This is a genomic window from Chromobacterium amazonense (assembly GCF_001855565.1).
Taxonomy (GTDB): domain Bacteria; phylum Pseudomonadota; class Gammaproteobacteria; order Burkholderiales; family Chromobacteriaceae; genus Chromobacterium; species Chromobacterium amazonense.
The window spans coordinates 45101-67600 of record NZ_MKCR01000027.1 but is presented as its reverse complement, the minus strand read 5'-3'; the positions used below and the strand labels follow the sequence as shown (position 1 = coordinate 67600).

Below are 22500 nucleotides of genomic sequence, written 5' to 3'. Positions count from 1 at the left end.
TTTTCTTCCTCGGTTCACATACGGCTAGCGTAACACGCGGCCGGTTTCCAGATCGATGATGGTGGACGGTTTGCGCCGTTTGCCGATGCGCCCCGGCAAGGTCAATACCTTATCTTTAAACGCCTTGCGGCAGGCCTGCGCCGTTTTCAGCGATTTCTGGCCCGCGCGGTTGGCCGAAGTCGACACCAAGGCCGTCCCCAGCGCCCGGCACAAAGCCGCCGCCTCGCCGTGCGCCGTCACCCGCACCGCGATCTTGTCATGCCGGCCGCGCAGCGCTGGCGGCACCCGCCGCGAAGCCGGCAACAGAAAGGTGTATGGACCGGGCCAATAGCGCGCCAGTTCCGCGCGCTGCGCCGCGGAAAGCGGCCGCACCAGATGGCGGATCTGCTCGAAATCTGCGGCAATGACGATCAAACCCTTGTGATTGGGCCGCGCCTTGATCGCCAGCACGCGGTGGATCGCCCGCACGTCGAGCGGACGGCAACCCAGGCCGTAACAGGATTCGGTGGAATAGGCGATCACGCCGCCGTGGCGCAGCTGCTTGCGGGCCCGTTGCTGCAGACGGCTGCCAGGCAGGCGCGGCAAGGGACCATAACCAAACTTCATGATGAATCAGACGAAAACCAAGGAAGATTGATTGTAACGGTAATGACGTCAAAACACAGGTGGGAAATGAAAATACGCAACCAGAGTGACAGGCCTCATTCCACAGAGCCGCAATTTAGGTAATATCAAAGGCATATATGCAAAAAAATATTTTCGATCTGAACAGCAAAAACATTGAATACAAGAACAGCGCTCCATCGCGCTGCTCTTGTCTCAAATCAGCAAAAACTCAGTGTTTGCGCCCGATCGCCAGCGCGCCTATGTCGCGGCGGAATTGCTTGCCGGCGAACTCGATGGCGTCGGCCAGTTGGTAGGCGCGGCTTTGCGCCATCTTGACGCTGTCGCCCAGGCCCACCGCGCATAGCACGCGGCCGCCGCTGCTGCGCAGTTGGCGCTGTTCGTCTAGCGCCGTGCCGGCGTGGAACACCATGCCATCGTCGCTGGCGGCCGGGATGCCATGGATGGCGTCGCCCTTGCGCGGCGCGTCCGGGTAGCCGGCGGCGGCCAGCACCACGCCCAGCGCCACGCGGCGGTCCCATTCCGCTTCCACCTTGTCCAGCTTGCCGTTGACGCCGGCTTCCAGCAGCACGGTGAAGTCGGTTTTCAGGCGCGCCATGATGGGTTGGGTTTCAGGATCGCCGAAGCGGCAGTTGAACTCGATCACCTTGGGGTGGCCCTGCTCGTCTATCATCAGGCCAGCGTAGAGGAAGCCCGTGTACGAATGTCCGTCCTTCTTCATGCCCTGCACGACCGGCTGGATGATTTCGCGCATCACGCGATTGTGCACTTCCGGCGTCACCACCGGCGCCGGGCTGTAGGCGCCCATGCCGCCGGTGTTCGGCCCCTGGTCGTGGTCCAGCAAGCGCTTGTGGTCCTGGCTGGTGGCCATCGGCAGCACATGCTCGCCGTCCACCATCACGATGAAGCTGGCTTCCTCGCCCTGCAGGAAGTCTTCGATCACCACGCGGCTGCCGGCCTCGCCCATCTTGTTGGACAACAACATGTCGTCGATGGCGGCGTGCGCCTCTTCCATCGTCATCGCCACCACCACGCCCTTGCCGGCGGCCAGGCCATCGGCCTTGATCACGATGGGCGCGCCGCGCTCATTCACATAGGCGTGTGCCTCGGTGGCGCTGCGGAAGGTCTGGTAAGCGGCGGTGGGGATGCCATGGCGCTGCATGAAGGCCTTGGCGAAGTCCTTGGAACTTTCCAGCTGCGCGCAGTATTGAGTGGGGCCGAACACCTTCAGCCCTTCGCCGCGGAAAACGTCCACCACGCCGGCGGCCAGCGGCGCTTCCGGGCCAACGATGGTCAGGTCGACCTTTTCTTGCTTGGCCAGGGCCAGCCATTCGGCCACGCTGTTGGCCGGCACATTGGTCAGATTCGGGTCCAGCGCGGTGCCGGCATTGCCCGGCGCGACAAACACTTTGGAAACGCGCTTGGATTTGGCGATGCGCCAGGCCAGCGCGTGTTCGCGTCCGCCGGAGCCGATCACGAGAACTTTCATGGGATTTCAGTCCTTATACAAGAGGGCGCGGCCGGCACGCGCCGGCCATCGCCGCCTTCACTTGGCGAATACCTGCATAGCATAGCGCCAAGTCGGTTGGATGGCCGCCGTTTCCGCATGCGGAAGACGGCGGCATTCGCCGAAAGCCAATTATCAGTGGCGGAAATGGCGCACGCCGGTCAACACCAGCGCGATGCCATGCTCATCGGCAGCGGCGAAGACTTCCTCGTCGCGCATCGAGCCGCCCGGCTGGATGATGGCCTTGATGCCCTGTTCGGCGATGACGTCGATGCCGTCGCGGAAGGGGAAGAAGGCATCCGACGCCGCCACCGCGCCGGCCAGGCTCAAGCAGGCGTCCTGCGCCTTGCGCGCGGCGATGCGGGTGGAGTCCACCCGGCTCATCTGGCCGGCGCCGATGCCGGCGGTCTGGCCGTTCTTGCAGAAGACGATGGCGTTGGACTTGACGAACTTGGCCACGCGCCAGGCGAACAGCAGGTCCGACAGCTCCTGCGGCGTCGGCTGGCGCTTGCTGACCACGCGCAGTTCGTCCAGGCCCACATTGCGGATGTCCGGCGTCTGCACCAGCACGCCGCCGCCCACGCGCTTCAGTTCGAAGCGGTTGGCGCCGGTTTCCAGCGGGATTTCCAGCACGCGCACATTCTTCTTGGCGGCGATGATGGCCTTGGCTTCATCTGTGAAGGACGGCGCGATCAGCACTTCCAGGAACTGGCCGGTCACCGCTTCCACGGTAGCGGCGTCCACCGGACGGTTGAAGGCGATGATGCCGCCGAAGGCGCTGGTGGTGTCGGTCGCGAAGGCCAGCTTGTATGCGGCCAGCGTATCGGGGCCGACGGCCACGCCGCACGGGTTGGCGTGCTTGACGATGACGCAGGCGGTATCGTCGAAGGTCTTCACCGCCTCCCAGGCGGCGTCGGCGTCGGCGATATTGTTGTACGACAGTTCCTTGCCCTGCAGCTGCTGGTAATGGGCGATGCTGCCGGCGGCCGGGTCCAGGTCGCGGTAGAAGGCAGCCGCCTGGTGCGGATTCTCGCCGTAGCGCATGTCCTGCACCTTGATGAACTGGGCGTTCAGACGGTTCGGGAAGGCCACGCGCTCCGGCTTGCCCGCCACCACGCCGTCGGCCAGGCTGGTCAGGTAATTGGAGATGGCGCCGTCGTAGGCGGCGGTGTGGGTGAAGGCCTTCTTGGCCAGCTCGAAGCGGGTGGCCTTGGACAGCTGGCCGGCGTTGGCCTTCAGCTCGGCCGTCAATGCGGCGTAGTCGGCGCTGTCGGTGACGATGGCCACATGCGCCCAGTTCTTGGCGGCGGAGCGCACCATGGTCGGGCCGCCGATGTCGATGTTCTCGATGGCGTCTTCCAGCGTGCAGTCCGGATTGGCGATGGTGGCTTCAAACGGGTAGAGATTGACGCAGACCAGGTCGATATTGCCGATGCCGTGTTCGGCCATGGTGGCGACGTGCTCCGGCAGGTCGCGGCGGCCCAGGATGCCGCCATGCACCTTGGGATGCAGGGTCTTGACGCGGCCGTCCAGCATTTCGGGGAAGCCGGTGTAGTCGGACACCTCGGTCACCGGCAGGCCGGCGTCCAGCAGCAGCTTGGCGGTGCCGCCGGTGGACAGGATGTGTACGCCCAGCGCATGCAGTTGCTGGGCAAATTCCAGCACACCGCTCTTGTCGGACACACTGATCAGCGCTCGTTCGATCTTGGTCATGTTTCTCTACCGCTTTGGCTATGGATAAAAACAATAAAAACCGGCTCAGGCCGCCAACGTGCGCCTCGGTCGCACTGCGGCCGCCTGTCCATCGAATCCCCAGCCCCAAGGCTCTCCGCGCGAGAGGGGGCAAAAAAAACCGGCCATCCTGTTAAGCAGTTTGGCCGGTTTATCTTCAAATCAAATCATACGACTTCATCTTTTTGCGGAGGGTGTTGCGGTTCAAGCCCAGCAACTCCGCCGCTCGCGTCTGGTTGCCCTGGGTGTGTATCAGCACCACCTCCAACAGCGGCTTTTCGACACAGGCGAGCACCATGTCGTAAATGGCGGAAGGCGCCTCGCCGTCCAGATCGCGAAAATATTGCTCCATCGCCAGCCGCACCGACTGCGATATGTGATCGTTGTTTTGCATCTTGTTATTGATATCCAGAGTAGGGTTCCCGTAAGGTCCGCGCCGATTCAGCCGCCGCAGGCCTCGCCCTCCGCCACGGCGTCGCTGTCGCGGTCCAACTTGTCCTCATCCTCGACTACATAGCTTAGACGATCCCCGGCGTCGCCAAGGCGAGAGAAATACTCACCCACCGCGCGGCGCTGTTCGTCCGTGCTTTCCAAGCGGTACATCTGCTGGCGGAAAGCGTTGCCGCCCGCCAGGCCCTTGGTATACCAGGCGATGTGCTTGCGGGCGATGCGGCAACCCGAATACTCGCCGTAAAAGCCGTACAGCTCGTCCAGATGGCCCAGCATCATCTCGCGGATCTCGCCCACCGTCGGCGGCGGCAACAGCTCCCCAGTCTCCAGATAATGCTGGATCTCGCGGAAAATCCACGGCCGACCCTGCGCCGCACGGCCTATCATGATCGCATCGGCGCCGGTGTAATCCAGCACATGCTTGGCCTTGAGAGGCGAATCGATGTCGCCGTTGGCCACCACCGGGATGGACACCGCCCGCTTCACCTCGCGTATCGTGTCGTACTCGGCGTCGCCGCGGTACATGTCCTCGCGGGTGCGGCCATGCAGCGCCAGCGCGGCGATGCCAGCCTCTTCCGCCATTCTGGCCACCCGCAGCGCCGTCTTCACCTCCCGGCTCCAGCCGGTGCGGGTCTTTAGCGTCACCGGCACGTCCACCGCCTTCACCACCGCTTCCAGTATCCGCCCGACATTGTCCAGATCGCGCAGCAGCGCCGATCCGGCGGCCACATTGCATACCTTCTTCGCCGGGCAGCCCATATTGATGTCGATGATCTGCGCGCCGTGCTCGACGTTGAGTCGCGCCGCCTCGGCCAGCACCTGCGGCTCGCCGCCGGCGATCTGCACCACGATGGGCTCCACTTCGCCCTCGTGGTTGGCGCGGCGCAGCGTCTTCGGCGTGGTCCACAAGGCCTTGTTGGCGGTGATCATCTCCGAAACGGCCATGCCGGCGCCCAGGCGCTTGCACAACATGCGGAAGGGCCTGTCCGTCACCCCGGCCATCGGCGCTACGATCAGCCGGTTTTTCAGTTGGTACGGTCCTATCTGCATGACAATTCAAATACGGGTAATGGCGGGAAGGGTCGGTATTGTATAGCGATTCGCGGCGGCGGGGAAAAATTTTTGCTTATTTTTTAAGCAAGATCGATAGCCGCGAGTAATGGGGGTGGAAGTCAGTCGATAAGCCGGGTTCTGTCGTTGGACAATCATTCCTCTAGGCCTGCCGTTGCCAGCAGGCTCAAGCAACCTACCCGGGGACAACGCGAGCCACGTTAGCGCCCCCCTATTTGGTCTTGCTCCGGATGGGGTTTAGCCTGCCGTCCGTGTTGCCACGTCCGCGGTGCGCTCTTACCGCAAGCGGGTTGCCCCGCCCGTCCGGTACGGCTTGCGCCTCCCGGTACACCTTTTCACCCTTGCCTGATCCGCCCTTGCGGGTTTTTGTCGGGACTAGCCCTCCAAAAAGACATTGTCGACCTTGCGGTCGACAAGTCCGGCCATCGGCGGTTCAGCTCTCTGTTCCACTTTCCGTCGCCTCGCGGCGCCCGGCCGTTAGCCGGCATCCTGCTCTGCGGAGCCCGGACTTTCCTCCCCGCCCTTGCGGGCGCGGCGATTGTCTGACTGACTTCCGGCCGCGATTCTAGCGGAAAATCGCCGCGGCCGCCCGACAATTTTCCATGACATACAGGATATTCCCGTATACTGATCATCCTTTTTCGAAGTTCCGGATCGGTGATGGAGTTGAATCAAGCCAGGCTGTCGCGCTTGCAGTTGTTTGGCACCTTGGCCATCGTGTTTGCGCTCGCGCTGACACTGACCAGCTATTTCCTGATGATGAGCTGGCGCGATTTTCAATCCGGACGACAAAACATCGAGCAAGAAGCCGCCGCGCGCGCGCGCGACAATCTGCAAGGCTACACCGACCATGCCGCGCTGCTGCTGTCCGCGCTGCGCGAGCGCACCAACGACACCATGCGCCATCAGTTGCAGGAGCAGGTGGAGCAGGCCTGGAAGCTGGCCGACGCCATCTGGCGGCGCGAGCATGCGCGGCAAAGCCCGGCGCAAGTGCAGCGGCTGATCATCGAGGCGCTACGCCCCTTGCGCTATTTCGATGGCCGCGGCTATTTCTTCATCGACACCCTGGACGGCCAATGCGTGCTGCTGCCCACCGCGCCGCAACGCGAGGGCAGCTCGCTGCTGCAAAACCGCGACGACCGCGGCCGCTACATCATGAAGAGCCTGATCGAATCGGTCAGCAACGCCTCCGGCCGCGGCTTCTCGTCCTACCGCTGGTATCTACCCGGCGGCATCCACATGGACGACAAGATCACCTATGCCCGGCGCTTTCCGCATTACAACTGGCTGATCGGCAGCGGCGAATACATCAGCAATGTCGAGACGGCGCTGCAGCAACAGGGCCTGGACACGCTGGCGCGCATGCGGCTGGGGCAGAGCGGCGGCGAGCTGATGATCATAGACAATAACGGCCTGATCCGGCTCTACCCCAGCCAGCCCTCGCTGGTGGGACGCCATTACAAGGTGTTGCCGCAGGCCGAGCGCGAACGCGCGCTGCAGTTGATCCAGCTGGGCAAGCGCGGCGGCTTTATCGAATTCAACCGCGGCGGCGACAGCCAATCCGGCGAGACCTATCTGGCCTACGCGCGCCAGCTGCCGGGCTGGGACTGGACCCTGGTCACCAGCATGCGGGTGCAGACGATACAGGACGACAGCCTGCGCGCCGCGCAGCGCCTCAAAGGCCGCCTGGCCGAACGCATCGTCGCCACTCTGGGCATGACGCTGGTGGCCATGCTGTGCGCCGGCTTCCTGTGCTGGTATTTCGTGCGCTGGGTCAGCGCGCTGGTGCGGCGCTACCAGCATGATCTGGCGCAGAGCCATCTGTCGCTGAAGGAACAAGCGCGCGAACTCAGGCTGAGCCATTTCATGATCGACAACGCCACCGACATGGTGGCGCTGCGCAGCGACCGCGGCGAAGTGGTGTACTGCAACCTGGCGCTGCGGCGGCGGCCGGAGCTGGTGGACGCGCTGTTCCGCCACCCGCCAGGCTCCTTCCCGCTGACCTTCGAAACCCGCCACGGCGACGGCGATGCCGCGCTGTATCTGGAAATCACCGTCAACCAGCTGCAGTACGAGGGCGAGCGCTATCTGTGCGCCACCGCGCGCGACATCAGCATCCGCCGCATGACCGAGCGCCAGCTCAGGCTGGCCGCCCAGGTGTTCGAGTCCAGCAATGAGGCCATCCTGATCGCCGACGCGGACAACCGCATCCTCACCGTCAACCGCGCCTTCAGCGCCATCACCGGCTACAGCGAGGCCGAAGTGCAGGGCCAGAAACCCGCCCTGCTGTTCTCCGACCGCCACGACCCGGCCTTTTTCCAGCAGATGTGGCAGACGCTGCAGCAGCGCGGGCAATGGGCCGGCGAAATCTGGAACCAGCGCAAGAACGGCGATCATTTCCCGTGCTGGGTCAATATCAGCATCCTGCAGGACGCCCAAGGCGCGGTCAGCCACTTCATCGCGCTGTTCTCCGACATTTCCGAGCGCAAGGAACAAGAGGCGCGGGTGCAGCACATGGCGGAGTACGACGCGCTGACCGACCTGCCCAACCGCGTCCTGGTCAACGACAGGCTGCACCAGGCCATCCGCCAGGCCGAGCTGCAGCACAACCAGCTGGGGGTGCTGTTCGTCGACCTGGACCACTTCAAGAACATCAACGACACGCTGGGCCACTGCGCCGGCGACGAGCTGCTGAAACAGGTGGCGCGGCGGCTGGCGGAGTCGGTGCGCGGCGTGGACACCGTCGGCCGCACCGGCGGCGACGAATTCGTGCTGATCCTGCCATCCATCAATCAACCCAGCGAAGCCGCGCTGATCGCCGAGCGCATCCTGCGCACCATGCAGCAGCCGTTCCAGATCGGTGCCCACTCGCTGGTGGTCGGCTGCAGCATAGGCATCAGCCTGATGCCGGACGACGGCAGCGACATCCAGACCCTGCTGATGAACGCGGACCTGGCGATGTACCACGCCAAGGCGCATGGCCGGAACACCTTCCGCTTCTACACCCGCGAGATGAACACCCAGGTGGCCGAGCGGCTGCTGATGGAAAACCGCCTGCGGCGGGCGATGGAGCTGGGCCAGCTGTACCTGGTCTACCAGCCGCAATACGACATGGCCGGCCAGCGGCTGCTGGGTTGCGAAGCGCTGCTGCGCTGGCGCGACCCGGAACAAGGCCTGATCATGCCCAGCCGCTTCATCCCGGTGGCCGAGGACACCGGCCTGATCGTGCCGCTGGGACGCTGGGTGCTGAACGAAGCCTGCCGCCAGGCCAGCCGCTGGCTGGAAGACGGATTGGGGCCGATCCGAGTCGCCGTCAACGTCTCGGCGCACCAGCTGATGCGCCACGACTTCCTCGACGACGTGCGCGAGGCCCTGCAGCAACACAAGCTGCCCGGCCATTGCCTGGAGCTGGAGGTGACGGAAAGCACGCTGATGGCCGATGCCGACCTAGCCTCGCGCCAGTTGGCCGTGATCAAGGCCATGGGCGTGCGGCTGTCGGTGGACGATTTCGGCACCGGCTACTCCAGCCTGGCCTATCTGAAGCGCTTCGCGCCGGACACCGTCAAGATAGACCGCTCCTTCATCAACGATCTGCCGAACGACGAAGAAAACGCCGCCATCGTCAGCGCCATCGTCCACCTGGCCGGCGCGCTGGGCATGCAGACGCTGGCCGAAGGGGTGGAGAGCGAAGCGCAGCAGCGCTTCCTGAAAAAACTCGGTTGCGAAGCGATGCAAGGCTACTTGTTGGGCACGCCGCTGGCCGAGGACGCGATGACGCAGCGGCTGACGGGCCAACAAGCGGTGCCCACTCCCTAGCGCGCCTGCGCCAACCAGTAGCCGGCCGCCAGCATCAGCGACACCAGCCCGGCCGCCAGCCCCACATCCAGCAAGCGGATGACAGCCGCGCCGCCTAGCAGGCTCAGATGAGCGGCGGCCAAGGCGCTGCGGGCGGCAAAGGCAGGCCGATAAGCGCGGAACAACGCCAAGGTCAGCATCGCCGCCGCGCCCAGCAACATCAGCAGCGCGGGAGACGGCTGCAAAGTCAGCGCCAACAGCATGCCGGCCGGCACGCCGATGGCCGCGCCGCTGCAGCGCTGCCAGCATTTGTCGCGGATGGCGGCGAAACCGCCGACGCACACGCTGGCGCCGGACCATACCAGCCATTGGCCGCACGGCAGCTGGAAATGCGCCGCCAACCAAGCCAGCAGGCCAACGCAAGCGAAGGCGACGCCGGTTTGCGGCGCGGCGCCAGGCCGGCTTGCCGGCGCGTCCCGCCTGCCGGCCAGCCCGCGCACTAACCACGCCGCCATGCCCCCACTCGCCAGCCACGGCCAGGCCGACCACAGCTCCGTCAGGCCCGGCGCGCCGGCCTGCGCCGCCTCGCAGCCGAGATACAGCGCGGGAATGAAAGTGAAATTGGCGACGGAACGCCAGCGCGCCTGGCGCGCGCCCAGCCGGCCCGCCAGTTCCGCAGCCGCGGCGCAAGCCAGCGCGAAAACCAGCGGCCAAGCCCACAGCCGGCTCAACAGCAAGCAGCCGGCCAGCGCCAGCGCGGCCTGAACCATACCCATTTTCCAGCCCAGCCGGCCGCGCTCCATCGCGATCAAGCAACACACCGCCAACATGCCGCCCTGCAGCGCCCGCTCGCCGCCGCCGGCCAAGGCCAGCAACAGCGCCGGCCCGATCAGGACTAGCACGCGCACCGCCAGATAGCCGTCGCAGTGTGTCGTCCACAGCCGGCGCAGGGCAATCATCACAGCGCGGCCAGCTGATCCAGCGTGATGATGCTGGAGATGGTGGCCAGCTGCCGCATCGACAGCTGGTGCTCCTCCTCGCTGGCCGCGGCGCAGGCCGGCTCCAGCACCAGCACCTGGTAATCGCGATCGTGCGCGTCGCGCGCCGCCGCCTGCACCGCCCAGGTGCTGCTGACGCCGGCGATCACCAGCCGCTCGATGCGCTGGGCGCGCAGCACCGCTTCCAGCGAGGTGGCGTAGAACGGGCTGATGCGGTGCTTGACCACGATGGCGTCGCCGGGCTGCACGTCCAGATCGGCATGGAAGGCCGTGCCCTCGCCGTTCAGATTGAGCGCCTGGAACTCGCCGGCGCGGCTGAACATCGGCGAGCCCTGCGGCATTTCGACATAGGACGGCGAAAACCCGACCTTCACGTGAATCACCGGCCAGCCGCGCGCGCGCGCCAACGCGCTGGCGCGATTGGCCACGGCAATCACGCCGCGCTCGGCAGCGTGGCCGGCGCAGCGGGCGATGCGGCCCTGCGGATGGATGATGTCGTTGATGTAGTCCAGCGTCAGCAGCGCGGTTTTCATGGCGTTTCCTTGTGGGGAGGGAGAGGATTCAATCGATGGCGGCCAGCCGCTCCAGCAGTTCGCCGGCGCGCAGCAGCACGGCGCGCTCGTCTGCGGCCAGGCTGTCCAAGGCATGTTGCAGCCAGCCATCGCGCAAATGGCGATTGCTCGCCAGCGCGGCCCGGCCGGCATCGGACAAGCCGACGCGGACGCGGCGGCCGTCTTGCGGGTCCGGGCGGCGCACGATCAGCGCCGCCGCCTCCAGCTCGCGCAGCGCGCCGGCCAGGTTGGACGAGCGCATATTTTCGTTGCGGGCCAACTCGGACGGCGTGATGTCGCCGCCGGCGCGGTCTATCGCGCCCAATACGGTCAACAAGCCGAACGGCAGCACATCCTGGCTGCCCTGGCGGCGCAACCGCCGCGCCATGGTCATCAACTGCTGGCGCAGGCGGGTCGCTTCTTCGGTGGAAATGGCTTTGCTCATATAGCTATTTTTACATAGCTATATTTATATAGCAATACTGCTAAAAGAAAACCGCCTACCGGCGGTTTGGCAGAAGCAGGATCAACGGCCGGCGATGACCACCGTGCAGGTCTGGCCGGCGATCAGCGCCAGATCTTTCGGCAGCGCCTGCAGCTCGATGCGCACCGGCACGCGCTGCGCCAGCCGCACCCAGTTGAAGGTGGGATTGACGTCGGCCAAGAGCTCGCGCCCGGTCACCGCGTCGCGGTCGGTGATGCCGCGGGCGATGCTGGCGATGCGGCCGCTGAGCTTGCGGCCATCGCTCATCAGCGTCACCTCGGCGCGGTCGCCCACTTTCAGGCTGCCGAGCTTGGTTTCCTCGAAATAGCCGTCCACATAGAACGAATGGCTGTCGATCAGCGCCAGCCGCGCGGCGCCGGCGGCCGCGTAATCGCCGACATGGACGTTGAGGTTGGTGACGTAGCCGTCGGTCGGCGCGCGCACCACGGTGCGCTGCAGGTTCAGCGCCGCCAGATCCCGCGCGGCGACAGCCGCCTGGTACTGCGCGTCGGCGGCCGCGGCGGCGAAATCGGCGCTCTCGCGGCTCTCGGTGGAGACGATGGCGCTATCGAGGCTGGCGCGGCGGGCCGCTTCCTTGCTGCGGCGCTGCTTGTCCGCCTTGTGTCCGGCCAGCGCGGCCTCGGCCTGTGCCAGCGCGGCGCGGTAGCGGCTGGGGTCGATCACGAACAGCGCGTCGCCCTTGCGCACCGGCTGGTTGTCCTTGACGGCCACCTCCGCCACCAGGCCGGACACGTCGGCGGCGACGGAGACCACATCGGCCTTGATCCGGCCGTCCCGCGTCCACGGCGACAGCATGTAATGGTCCCACAGGGCCTTGCCTATCCAGACGGCGACGAGGAGCAGAGCAAACGTGATCAGGTAGCGGAGAAGGAAATGGGCGCGCATGGCGTAAGTCCAGGAATCGGTTTCAATGGTAGAGCGGCAGCGCGAGGCCGCCGAAAATCACGGCCAGCAGGCACCAGCGGAACAGCGCCGGGTGCCAGACGTGCTCGTAAACGCCCAATTTGCCCAGCAGCCAGTCCACGCCGGCCTGCAACAGCAGGCTGAGCACGAACAGCGGCAACAGGGTGGGCAGCAAAATGCCGTATACGGCGATTTCACGCGGCATGCTTGTCTCCGGTATCCGGCTGCGGCAGGGCGTCCAGCAGCGAGGTGTGAATCAGGTGCAGCGTGGCCAGCATGCGCTTGAGCCGCGCCGCCTCGTCCGGCAAAGCCACAGCCAGCCGCTCGCGTATCACAGGGCCGCCGGCGCGTAAGGCGGCCAGCGCCGCGCCGACGCGTGCGCGTCCGCCGCCAACTCGCGCAGGTCGACGATGGCCAGGCCCAGCTCCAGCAGCGTGATGGCCTGGCTGACGGTGGCTTGGCGCGCCGGGTCGTCGCGCGGCCCAGGGGCGGCATTCAATTGGTTCATCAGGTCGCGCACGCGGTTGCCGAAACGCTGCTTCAGGTGCGGCAAGGCGGCGCGGCAGGTGGCGCGGGCCTCGCGCCACAGCACGGCGGCGATGTGGCGGCGCGAACCCATGGTGTGTTCCGGCAGCACCAGCACGAAGAACAGCGCCGCCAGCGCCAGCCCCAGCAGGCGGGCGATGCCGTCGTTGAAGAAGCCGGCCACGTCGTAGCGCATCATGTTTTCCGGATTGACTGCCTGCGCCATCAGCAGCACGATGCCGCTGCCGATGCCCGCGGTCTTGGGCAGGCACTTCAGATAGCATCCCAAAGCCAGGAACGGCGCCATCGCCAGCACCAGTTGCGGGAAGCCTTCCGCCTGGTTCAGCAGCATGAAGGCGCAGACATAGGCCAGCGGCGTGCCGACGGCAAAGCCGATCATGATCTGCTTCACCATCAGCGTCGGCCGCGGCGACGACGAGGCGAGTCCGCAGAAGATAGTGGCCAGCAGCACCGCGCCCAGCGCGCTGGGCCAGGCCAGCCAGTACCAGGCCAGTGACAGCGTCAGCAAGGTCAGCGCGGCGCGGCCCCCGCTGGCCAGGGCGATGGCGGACGGCGTGCGCGGCGAATAGGCCAATGCCTCCACCTGCAGCGGATTGCGCTGTCGCAGGCCATGGTAAACGGCTGTGAAAGTCAGCATTTCGTCGACGAAACGCAGCAGCAGCTCGGCGGCGGTGTCAAACTCGATGCGCCGCATCTCGTCGTGCGGCATCGCCAGCAAGGTTTCGCGCGCCGTCTCCAGTGCGCGCGCCAGCGCCGGCCGCATCGCTTCCAGCTTGCGCAGCGTCTCGCCGGCTTCCTGCGCGGTGCGCGCCGGGCCTTCGTCCAGCTCCAGCGCGGCCGCGGCTTGGCCGAACAGCGGATACAGCAGCGCCGGCAGCGGCGAGGCCGCATCGGCACGCAGCCGCTGCATCTGCCGGTGCAGGGTGTGGAAAGTCGTCAACGCCGCCATGAAGGTGGCGTTGAAAGCATGCAGCTGGTTGCTACGGGCGCGCACCGTGCCTGCCTCAAAGAACGCCGCGGCGCGGCCGGCCTCCAGCGCGGCGATGTCGGCGGCGAAGCGCAGCTGCGTCGCCTCCAGCGTGGCCTTGTCCAGCTTTTGCGCCAGCGCCTGCTGGCACAGCAGCACGAAACCCTGATAGCGGGCGCGCACGGTGCGCACCACGATCTCGGCCTGGCGCTTGGGCAGGATGAAGTCGTTGACCAGGGCGCAGCACAGAATGCCCAGCGAGATTTCCGACACCCGCGTCACCGCCAGATTGAAGATGGCCAGAGGGTGGTTCAACGCCGGCAGGCCGATGATGCAGGCGGTGTAGCCGGACAAGACGAAGGCGTAGGAGCGGGAGTCGCGGTACAAGGTGGCGCCGCTGGTGCAGACGCCCACCCACAGCGCCAGGCTGATCAGCATCAGCACCGGCTGGCCGTCGAACAGGCCGGCCAGGGCCAATGCCGCCACGCTGCCGACCATCGTGCCCAGTATCCGGTACACGCTTTTTTCCAGCACCGCGCCGCTGCGCGGGAAGGCGACGATGAACACCGACACCATGGCCGAACTGGGCGAATCGAAACCCAGGCGGAACGCGATCCACAAGGCCATGAAGGCGGCCAGCAGCGTCTTGGCGACGAAGCTCCAGTTCTCGCCCTCGCTCGACAGCCAGTCGGCGGCGATGCGCCGCCCGGCCGCGGCGAGGCCCCCGCTCATCGGCCCTGCCCTTGCGGGCCGTGAACGGCCACGCCGCCGCCCAGCGCGCTCATCAGCGCGGCGTAGCTGTCCAGCCGCTCGCCGTGGATGCGCACCAGCTGCTGCCGGGCATCCAGCAGCGACAGCCGCGCCGACAGCACGCCGTCCTGCTCGGACAGGCCGGCGCGGAAGCCCTGCTGCGCCAGCCTCAGCGCGCGCTCGGCGCTGGCGCGGGCCTGTTCGGCCTGCTTCTGCTGCTCGGCCAGCGAGCGCGAACGCACCACGCTGGCCGCCACCTCGTTCAAGGCATGCACCACGCTGGCGTTGTAGCCCGCCACTGCCGCGTCATAAGCCGCCGCCTGGGCGCCGAGCTGGCTGCGCAGCCGGCCGCCCTCGAAAATGGGCAGGGTGATGGCCGGCCCGACGCCGCGCACCGCGGTGGCCGCGGACGGGAAGTTGTCGAAGCCTTTGGACTGGAAGCCGATGAAAGCCTGCAAATCGATATTCGGGTAGAAGGCGGCGCGGGCGGCATCTATCTTCTTCGCCTCCGCCTCCGCCTGCCAGCGCTTGGCCACCACGTCGGGCCGGCGGCCTATCAGCTCGGCCGGCAGCGCCGACGGAATCGCGGCCTGATGCTGGCCCAGCCGCAGCGCGGGACGCCGCAGCGCCTCCCCCGCCCCTGGCCCTTTGCCGGCCAGCGCCGCCAGCTGCTTGCCCAGCAGCGAAATATTCTCGTCCACCTGTTCGATCTGGTTGCGCAGGGCGGGCAGGCGCGACTCGTTCAGCACCACCTCGGCCTCGGTGCCCAAACCGGCCGCCTTGCGCTTCTTCGACAGCAGCAGAAAACGCTCGCGCTGCGCCAGGCTGTCGCGCAACAGGTCTTTGACCTCGTATTGCACCGCCAGCTGGGCGTAATCGCGCACGATGGCCGTGGCCAGGTTCAGCCGCGCCAGCTGCGCCTCGGCCGCCCACACTTCCGCCTGGTCCAGCGCGGCGGCCAGCGCGGCGCGCTGGCGGCCCCATAGGTCGAGGTCGTAGCCGGCATTCAGCGTGGCGTGGTTGTACCAGGAATAATTGCCGGCTTCGGGCGGGGGAATGAAATCTTGTTCGGAATAGCGCTGGCGGGTGAATGTCAGCTCGGCGTTGGCCTGCGGCAGCGTGGCGGATTCGGCTACGCCGGCCAGGGCCTTGGCCTGGGCCAGCCGGGCCTGGGCCGCTTGCAGATTGGGGTTGCCGGCCAGCCCGGCGGCGACCAGCTCATCGAGCTGCGCGTCGTTCAGCGCGCGCCACCAGTCGTCGCGCGGCCAGCCGGCCTTGTCCGCGGCGGCGGCGATGGCCGCGCCCGCTTCCAGGCTGTTCGGATCCAGCAGCCGCGCGCGCGGCCCGTTGTCGCCGGGGCTGGCGCAGCCCGCCAGCGCCGCGGCCAGCAGGCACGATACCGCCACGTAAAACCTATGCATCGTTCGCACCGGGAACCATCCGTAAAAAAGGCCGCCTCGCGGCCTGATTTAGCCAAGCGCTTGGAGCCTGTCCAAAGTCATTTTCCGTGCGACGCTAGCCGGATACGCGGCGAACTTTGAACAGGCTCCAAGGTTTAAAGCGAACCAAAATCATTTCAGATGATAACATCTTACGATGACAATAGGATAACAGATTATTCTCAATCAAACCGAACGGTGTAGCGCGACTCCGTGGACAGCGCGGTGCCGGCGCGCAGAATCACCGACCAGCTCTTGGACAGCTGGTAAGCCAGCTTCACCGCCTGGTCGGCGCTGCTGATGCCGTACTCGTAGCCAAGGTATAGCTCGCGCGTCAGCTGGCGGCCCACCGTCACCACCTGCTCGGCCGGGCTGACCGTGCCGTTGGCCAGGGTCTTTTCCTGACGGCTGGACACGCCCAGATCGTCGAACAGGCCGATATGGTCGTTGATCGAGCCGGCCAGCATCATGCCAGCCGAGGCGGCCAGGTCGTTGTTGTCGCGGTCGCCGCTGGCGGCCCGACCCAGCACCAGCCAGGCCAGCTTGTCCTTGTCGGTCATCGGCTCATCGGCAATCAGCCGGACCTTGGGTGCGGACACCGATCCGCTGACTTCCACCCCGGCGCCGACCGGCGACAAGCGGCGCTTGGCCTGCACGTTCAGCAGCGGATTATCCAAGGGACCATTGAAGGTGATGGCGCCAAAAGTAATGTCCAGATCCTGACCGTAGGCCTTGTAACGGCCCTTGTCCACCTTGACCTGGCCCTTGGCCGCCGGCGCCTCGCCCGGATTGGCGCTGACATGCACCAGGCCGGACAGTTCGACATCCAGGCCTTGGCCGGAGAAGCGGAAGCGCTCGCCCAGGTCCAGGTCCAGCGCCACCGTCAGCGGCATGCTGGCGAAGGCGGACGGCTCCGGCGGCGCGCGGCCGATCACCACCACATCGGCGCCCAGATCCGGCGCGCCGAGCTTGGGCAAGCCGACGCGGCCTTGATCAGAGCGGATGCGGCCGGTCAGCGAGAGCTTGCCGCCAACGAAGGCCAGCTCGCTCTGGCCGGACACCACCAGCCGGCGGTTGGGCTTGTCGAACACGCTGAAGCGCTGCAGCGCCACTTTGACGCGGGCATCGGGCTGGGCGTCGCTGAAATCCAGCGAGCCGCTGGCCGTGACATCGCCCTTGCCGCTGACGAAGCGCAGCTGCTGCATGCTCAGCCGGCGGCCGTCTATCCGGGCCTGCAGGCTGCCATCGCTCAGCGCGATGCCGGTGCGGTGGTCTTCCAGCTTCAATTGCTCGCCGCGGATCGCGCCCTGCGCCTGCGGGTCGGCCAGGGGGCCGCTCAGCGCCAGATCGGCCGACAGCTTGCCGCCCAGCACCAGGCCCGGACCCGCCAGCTCCGCCAACGCGGACAAGGCCGGCAGGCTGGCGCGGAGATTGCCGGACAGCGGCGTATGCCCGTCGATGCGGCCGCCGTTCCAGGGCAGGCTGCCCTGGCCCTGCGCCTGGGCGAAGCGGCTGTCCAGATTGACGTTGAAGGCCAGCATGCGGCCGTCCAGGCTGGCATCCAGCCGCGCGGTCTTCAGGCCCAGCGCGGCATGGCGGTTCTTGTCCAGCGGCAGCTGCACATCGCCGCCGCTGCGCCACAACGCCAGCCGGCCGACGCCGGACGGATTCAGCCCCCAGTCGGCATCGAACTGCAGGTTCTGCTCCACCGGCAGCTTCAGCAGCGGCCCCAGTTCGGCCAGTCGAATGCCGCGCGCGCTGCCGTGGCTGGACAAGGCGCCGCTGGGCTGACGGTTGAAATCGCTTATGTTCAGGCTGCCGCCGAGCGCGGCCAGGCGGGCGGCGCCGAGCTTGAGCTGGCCGTCCGCGGCGATGGCCAGGGCGGCCGGCGCCTGCAGGCTGAGGCCAGGCTTGCCGCTCAGCTCCAGTTTCTGCACGCTGCCCTGCCAGCCGTTGTCGTGGCCCAGTCCCCCGGCGGCGGCCAGCTGCACGCCATACGCCAGCTCTTCCAGCCGGAAACGGCCATCCAGTTGCAGGCTGTGGCGGGCGCGGGTGCCGCCGGCGCGGGCGTGCAGCTGCTCGGCGCGCAAATCGCCGGCCTGCAGCGCCGCCACATCCAGGCTCAGCTGGAATGGACTGGCCTGGTCCGCCTTGATGTTGCCGGCGAAGCGCAGAGTCTGCAGCGTCACGCCGCCGGGCAGCCGCAGCCTGTCGGCCTGCAGCTTGGCGTCCAGCACCGGGGTTTTGGGGACGCCGGCCAGTTCGCCCTGTCCCTGCACGGTGCCGGCGAAGCCCGGCCCCAGCAAGGACAGATTGGGCGCGTTGATCGCCAGCTTCAGCTTGTCGCCGGTCGCGCCGTAACTGCCGTTGGCCTGCAGGCGGTTGTCGGCCAGCTTCAGGTCCAGCAGCAGCTGTTTCAGCCGCTCCTGGCCAAACAAGACATTGGCGCTGCCTGACAACGGCGCGCCGGACAGCTTGCTGGGCGCGAACTGCAGCTTGGCGCCGACTTCCATCGGCTCAGCCAGCTGGCCGGCCATTTTCAGCGTGGCGTTCAAATCGCCCTTGGGCAGGCTGGGCAGCAGCCGCGCGGGGTCGGTTCGCTCCAGTTTGCCGTTCAGCTCGAACAGCTGACGGCCGGACAGGCCCAGCTTGCCGTTGAGGCTGGCGACGCCGCCATTGGCACCCAGCTCCAGTTTCTTCAGCAGCAGCGTCGACTGCTTGCCGCCGCTGATCTCGGCCAGCGCGTTCGCCTGCAGCAGCTTGCCTTTCAAGGCGGCGGCGAAGCGCGGCGCCGACGGCGCGCCCTCGATGGTGACGCGGCCGCTGATGGCGTCGTCCGGCGCGTCGGCATGCAGCTGGCGCAGCGCCAGCTTGTCCAGATCGAAGGCCAGCTTGACGTGGTCCGGCTTCAGTTCGCCGGATAGGCCCAGCTGTCCGCCGGCCAAGGCGGCATGGCTGTTGTACAGCTCCAGCGCCTGCTCGTCGGCGCGGAATTCGCCGGCCAGCAAGGACAAGGGCAGCTTGTGGGACGACAGCGGGCCCGGCTCGGCGTTGACCAGGGTCAGGCCGCCCTTGATGCGCTGGCCGGCATCCGGCTCGGCGAACACGGCGAAGCTGAGCCGCGCCTTGGGCCAGCTGGCCAGAATGGCCTGCGGATTGATGTTGCCGACGCGGGCGTCCAGCCGCGCCAAGCGGTTGAACGGATTGGAATCGAACGGCTGCAGCGCGCCGGCCAGATCCACGCTGATGCCGGAGCCGTCCAGTTCGCCGGCGAAAGCCGGCTTGATCAGGTTGCCGGACAGGTCCAGCCGCGCTTTCACCGCCGTCTGTTCCAGCTTGCCGCTGGCGCGCAGCTCGCCGGACAAGGCAAACGGCGAGGCCGCCGCCAAGGTCAGGCCGGCTCGCGCCTCGCCCCACTGCGTCTCCAGCTGGCGCAGCTGCAGGCGGTGGCGCGCGCCGTCGTAGTCGTAGCCGGCGCGCAGCCGGTACAAACTCAGATGGGCCGGCTCCAGCGTCAGGCTGGCCAATGACAGCTCGCCCACCGTGATTTTGATCGGCAGCTTCAAGGAATGCGGCGCTTCCAGCGGCGTCGGCTTTTTTTCTGGCGTCGGTTTGCTGTTGACGCGCACATGACCCAAAGCCAGGCGGTCTATCTTGATTTCGCCGCGCGACAGCGCCGCCGGCTGCCAATCCAGCCGCAGCGATTCGATGTCGACATCGTCGCCCGCGCTGCGCCAGCGCAGGTCTTTCAGCTCAAAGCCCTGCCACAGCGCGCCTTGGGTCGACGCCACGCTGAACTGGCCGCCGCTGAGCTTGCCTGCCTGCTGCAAGGCCCAGGCGAAGCCGGCCGGGCTGGCGCTGATCCAACCCAGCGCCGCCAGCAGCAGGGCGAACAGCACGCCCAGCGCGCCGAAAACATAACGCCAGCGCCGCGGCTTGCCTGGCGGAGCCGGCGTCGCCGCCGGTTCGGAGTGGGGGTTCTGGTTCTCGCTCATGGGGTATCTAGAAAGCCAGGCCGAGGCTGAGATTCCAACGGATCTTGCCGTCGCTCTCCGCCTTGGCGATATCGAAAGACAGCGGCGCCACCGGGCTCATCCAGCGCACGCCCACGCCGTTGGCGTGCATGGTCTGGAAGCCTTTCCAGCTATCAGCCGCGTTGCCGGCGTCGGTGAACAGCGCGAAGTACCAGTCCGGCTTGATCGGAATCTGGTATTCGACGCTGCCGGTGGCCACCACGCGGCCGCCCAGCACCGAGCCATTGGGGCCGGCCAGGCCCAGGCTCTGGTAATCGTAGCCGCGCACGCTGTTGGCGCCGCCGGCGCGGAACAGCAGGGCCGACGGCACTTGCGCGCCCTCCTTGGCCCAGACCTGGCCCAGCTCCAGCCGGCCGACGAAGGTGCCGTACTTGGGGAAAGGCGACCAGTAGCCCACCGCCCGGCCATAGCCGCGCACGATGGAAGTGGACGAACCCAGCAGGCCCAGCGAGCCGGAAACCCGCGCATCCAGCAGATAGCCGCTGCGCGGCCGCATCAGGTCGTCCACCGCGCGCTGGGTCCAGCCATACACCAGCTGGGTGACGTGGGTGTCGCGCGAGGTGACGCCGCCGGCGTCTTCGCTTTCCTTCAGAAACTCCACGCCCATGCGCGACTCGATATTGCCGCGACTGCGCACGCGCCAGGCGCCGGCGTCGATGGTGTCGGTCTTCAATCCCTGGATGTTTTCGGACTTGAAGGAACTGGTGATGGAGTGGGAATAGCCGTCGCGCTGGCGCGGGAAGCCCAGGCCAAAGCTGACCGACTGCTGATCTTGCTTCCAGTCGATCAGCATCGAACCGGTATAGCCGCGCCTGAAAATATTGTAATGGTCGTAGCCGACGCGGACGCCGGGGCCGACGTCGGAGTCGTAGGTCAGGCCCAGCTCCGCCTTCTGCCGCGGCAGCTCCACCAGATCGACATTGACCGGCACTTTGTCGTCGACGATGCGGTCGAAATCCGCGCTGACGATCACCGAGGAAAACTGCGGCGACTGCTCCAACGCCGCCTGATACGCCAGCAGCTTGTCCTGGGTGTATGGCGAGCCATTGTTGAAGTCGGCCTGGCCCACCACCAGCTTCCAAGGATAGCGCTGCAAGCCGTTGACCTTGATCCGGCCAAAGCGGATCAGCGGGCCGCTGTCCACCGTCACCTCCAGCACGGCGCTGTCGGTGGCCGGGTCGATCTTGGCCTCGCTCTTGACGATGCGCGCCCTGGGAAAGCGGTCGGCCTGCACTTTGCGCAGAATGGCGCGCTTGCTGGCGTCCCAGTCGTCCTGGCGGTAGGGCGCGCCCAGCGGCAAGGACCACGCTTCCAGCACCTGGGCAAAACGTTGCTGATAATCGTCCTGCTGGCGGATGGCGCCATCCAGCCGGATGGTCAGGTCGGTGATCTGCGCCGGCTTGCCCGGCGCCACCTTGACCACGATGCGGTTGCCGTCTTGCAGGGCAGCCTCGACATTGGCGTGGAAATAGCCCTCCGTCTCCAGCAGCTTCTTCGCCTCGTCCGGCGTGCCCTTGACCAGCTGCTCCAGCCAGGCCTGGTCGATATCCGGATCCTTCTGGCTGGTCATCAGCTCCAGATTGTCGCGCAGCAAGGACGTCAGATTGCCAGGCGCCTGGATATCCACCGTGTAATCCACAGCGGCAAAAGCAGGCGCGGCCAACAAAGCGGCGGCGAAGACCAGCGGCCGCCCGCTGCGCAGGCCGCGGTAGCAAAATCGGCTCAGCCATTCTGAATGGAAGAAAACGCTAGGCATGGTCGGATTCGTAGGGGGATGCAGCATGGTAACGGATGTCACCAAGACTGGCGACCCGTAAACGCTTGTAAACAAACCCTATCAGACATGCGCCTAAGGCGGGTAGTTCATTGTCGACCAAAAATGTCAAATGGCTTAAATTTTAGGCATATTCATGCCTATTTTCCCTATGCAATGGGCTAGCGCATGCAGCTGCTGGAAATACCTTTTCATGCGGCTTACCCCCATGCCTCTCCAGATCAACGAAATTCATGCCATACGGAATAACTCGTCCAAGCATCGACCAAACCGATTGCCACTGCGTCGGAAACTGCCCGATCTGAGTGCCTGAAACGGCTGGACATCGCCATGGCCTAAGACAATGCCGCATCCATCCGCACCGCCGAAAACGCCGGTGCCAGGCGGGTCCGGCCATTCCATGCCGGCCTGGAATGCGGCAATGTGGAAGCCTGGTTGTACCGGCTGCCGCTCGCCGCCCATCCCGCATGCGGCGATAAAAGGCTTTGATGAGATTTTGATGTGTCCGGCCGCTTTTTATGCGCGAAATTGATTTCGCCATCGCTACAGTTCGAAACGTGGATAGCACCCGTCAACCGATCTGGAGCGATAACATCATGTCCGCGATGATGAACGAACACAGCCTGCCGGCAGAACCGGAGCCTGGAAGCCGCAGCCGGCTGCTGCATTTCCTGACTCATGAGCGCCGCTGCTGGCGCCGCCTGGCCTACTGGCTGAAGCAGTTCCAAACCGAAGCCGGCGCCCCGCCGCGCTGCTATGCCTGGCGCCGCGCGCCGGAAAATGATTATCCCGAAGACCACGAAGATCTGCTGTTGCACTGATGACGCCGCGGGAGCGGCGCCCGCCGGCAACCGC

Annotated in this window: 17 protein-coding genes and 1 other RNA gene; 2 read left to right on the top strand and 16 right to left on the bottom strand. The window is 66.2% G+C overall.

What is annotated here, in order from left to right:
* Window positions 1–24: 24 nt before the first annotated feature.
* From tsaC to rnpB, 6 genes are all read right to left on the bottom strand, one after another.
* A complete protein-coding gene (tsaC, locus tag BI343_RS11285) occupies window positions 25–606 on the bottom strand; it encodes an L-threonylcarbamoyladenylate synthase type 1 TsaC (protein ID WP_211269418.1) in 582 nt (193 codons plus the stop codon).
* A gap of 229 nt (window positions 607–835) precedes the next feature.
* Window positions 836–2113, bottom strand: a complete 1278-nt coding sequence (purD, locus tag BI343_RS11280; protein WP_071109755.1) for a phosphoribosylamine--glycine ligase — start codon at window positions 2111–2113, stop codon at window positions 836–838.
* 153 nt (window positions 2114–2266) lie between these two features.
* Entirely contained in the window at window positions 2267–3844 is a 1578-nt protein-coding gene (gene purH / locus BI343_RS11275; protein WP_071109754.1) for a bifunctional phosphoribosylaminoimidazolecarboxamide formyltransferase/IMP cyclohydrolase, read from the bottom strand.
* Between the two features lie 175 nt (window positions 3845–4019).
* Entirely contained in the window at window positions 4020–4256 is a 237-nt protein-coding gene (locus BI343_RS11270) for a helix-turn-helix domain-containing protein (RefSeq protein ID WP_011134100.1), read from the bottom strand.
* A 47-nt stretch (window positions 4257–4303) separates the two neighbouring features.
* The gene (dusB, locus tag BI343_RS11265; protein ID WP_071109753.1) at window positions 4304–5362 is read right to left on the bottom strand and encodes a tRNA dihydrouridine synthase DusB; all 1059 of its coding nucleotides are present in this window, start codon (window positions 5360–5362) and stop codon (window positions 4304–4306) included.
* A 114-nt stretch (window positions 5363–5476) separates the two neighbouring features.
* An RNA gene (gene rnpB, locus BI343_RS11260) (RNase P RNA component class A) lies at window positions 5477–5937 on the bottom strand.
* Between the two features lie 106 nt (window positions 5938–6043).
* Between rnpB and BI343_RS11255 the strand changes: the two genes are divergently transcribed.
* Complete coding sequence (locus BI343_RS11255) at window positions 6044–9199, top strand: bifunctional diguanylate cyclase/phosphodiesterase (protein ID WP_071109752.1); 3156 nt, start codon at window positions 6044–6046, stop codon at window positions 9197–9199.
* Here BI343_RS11255 and BI343_RS11250 read toward each other — a convergent pair.
* The 10 genes from BI343_RS11250 to BI343_RS11210 all read right to left on the bottom strand — a co-directional run bounded on the left by BI343_RS11250 (window position 9196) and on the right by BI343_RS11210 (window position 21627).
* On the bottom strand, window positions 9196–10137 hold the full coding sequence (locus BI343_RS11250; protein ID WP_071109751.1) for an FUSC family protein: 942 nt from the start codon (window positions 10135–10137) through the stop codon (window positions 9196–9198). The two genes, BI343_RS11255 and BI343_RS11250, sit on opposite strands and share 4 nt — an antisense overlap.
* Window positions 10137–10709, bottom strand: a complete 573-nt coding sequence (locus tag BI343_RS11245; protein WP_071109750.1) for a cysteine hydrolase family protein — start codon at window positions 10707–10709, stop codon at window positions 10137–10139. Before BI343_RS11245 ends, BI343_RS11250 begins: the two co-directional genes overlap by 1 nt.
* 28 nt (window positions 10710–10737) lie before the next feature.
* Window positions 10738–11172 (bottom strand): MarR family winged helix-turn-helix transcriptional regulator, encoded by a 435-nt coding sequence (locus BI343_RS11240; protein ID WP_071109749.1) that lies wholly within the window; start codon window positions 11170–11172, stop codon window positions 10738–10740.
* A gap of 81 nt (window positions 11173–11253) precedes the next feature.
* Window positions 11254–12117 carry an efflux RND transporter periplasmic adaptor subunit gene (locus BI343_RS11235; RefSeq protein WP_071109748.1) on the bottom strand — a complete coding sequence of 288 codons (864 nt, stop codon included), beginning with the start codon at window positions 12115–12117 and terminating at the stop codon, window positions 11254–11256.
* Between the two features lie 22 nt (window positions 12118–12139).
* The gene (locus BI343_RS11230; protein ID WP_043629058.1) at window positions 12140–12340 is read right to left on the bottom strand and encodes a DUF1656 domain-containing protein; all 201 of its coding nucleotides are present in this window, start codon (window positions 12338–12340) and stop codon (window positions 12140–12142) included.
* Window positions 12330–12470 carry a hypothetical protein gene (locus BI343_RS20030; RefSeq protein WP_169829008.1) on the bottom strand — a complete coding sequence of 47 codons (141 nt, stop codon included), beginning with the start codon at window positions 12468–12470 and terminating at the stop codon, window positions 12330–12332. Before BI343_RS20030 ends, BI343_RS11230 begins: the two co-directional genes overlap by 11 nt.
* The gene (locus tag BI343_RS11225; protein ID WP_071109747.1) at window positions 12467–14380 is read right to left on the bottom strand and encodes an FUSC family protein; all 1914 of its coding nucleotides are present in this window, start codon (window positions 14378–14380) and stop codon (window positions 12467–12469) included. Before BI343_RS11225 ends, BI343_RS20030 begins: the two co-directional genes overlap by 4 nt.
* Window positions 14377–15819, bottom strand: a complete 1443-nt coding sequence (locus BI343_RS11220) for an efflux transporter outer membrane subunit (protein ID WP_071109746.1) — start codon at window positions 15817–15819, stop codon at window positions 14377–14379. The genes BI343_RS11225 and BI343_RS11220 overlap by 4 nt, the downstream gene beginning before the upstream one ends.
* Window positions 15820–16019: 200 nt before the next feature.
* Complete coding sequence (locus BI343_RS11215) at window positions 16020–19832, bottom strand: translocation/assembly module TamB domain-containing protein (protein WP_071109745.1); 3813 nt, start codon at window positions 19830–19832, stop codon at window positions 16020–16022.
* Window positions 19833–19839: 7 nt separating this feature from the next.
* Complete coding sequence (locus tag BI343_RS11210) at window positions 19840–21627, bottom strand: autotransporter assembly complex protein TamA (protein ID WP_083340915.1); 1788 nt, start codon at window positions 21625–21627, stop codon at window positions 19840–19842.
* Between the two features lie 614 nt (window positions 21628–22241).
* On the opposite strand from BI343_RS11210, the gene BI343_RS11205 reads away from it, so the two are divergent.
* The gene (locus tag BI343_RS11205; protein WP_139165712.1) at window positions 22242–22466 is read left to right on the top strand and encodes a hypothetical protein; all 225 of its coding nucleotides are present in this window, start codon (window positions 22242–22244) and stop codon (window positions 22464–22466) included.
* Window positions 22467–22500 lie beyond the last annotated feature (34 nt).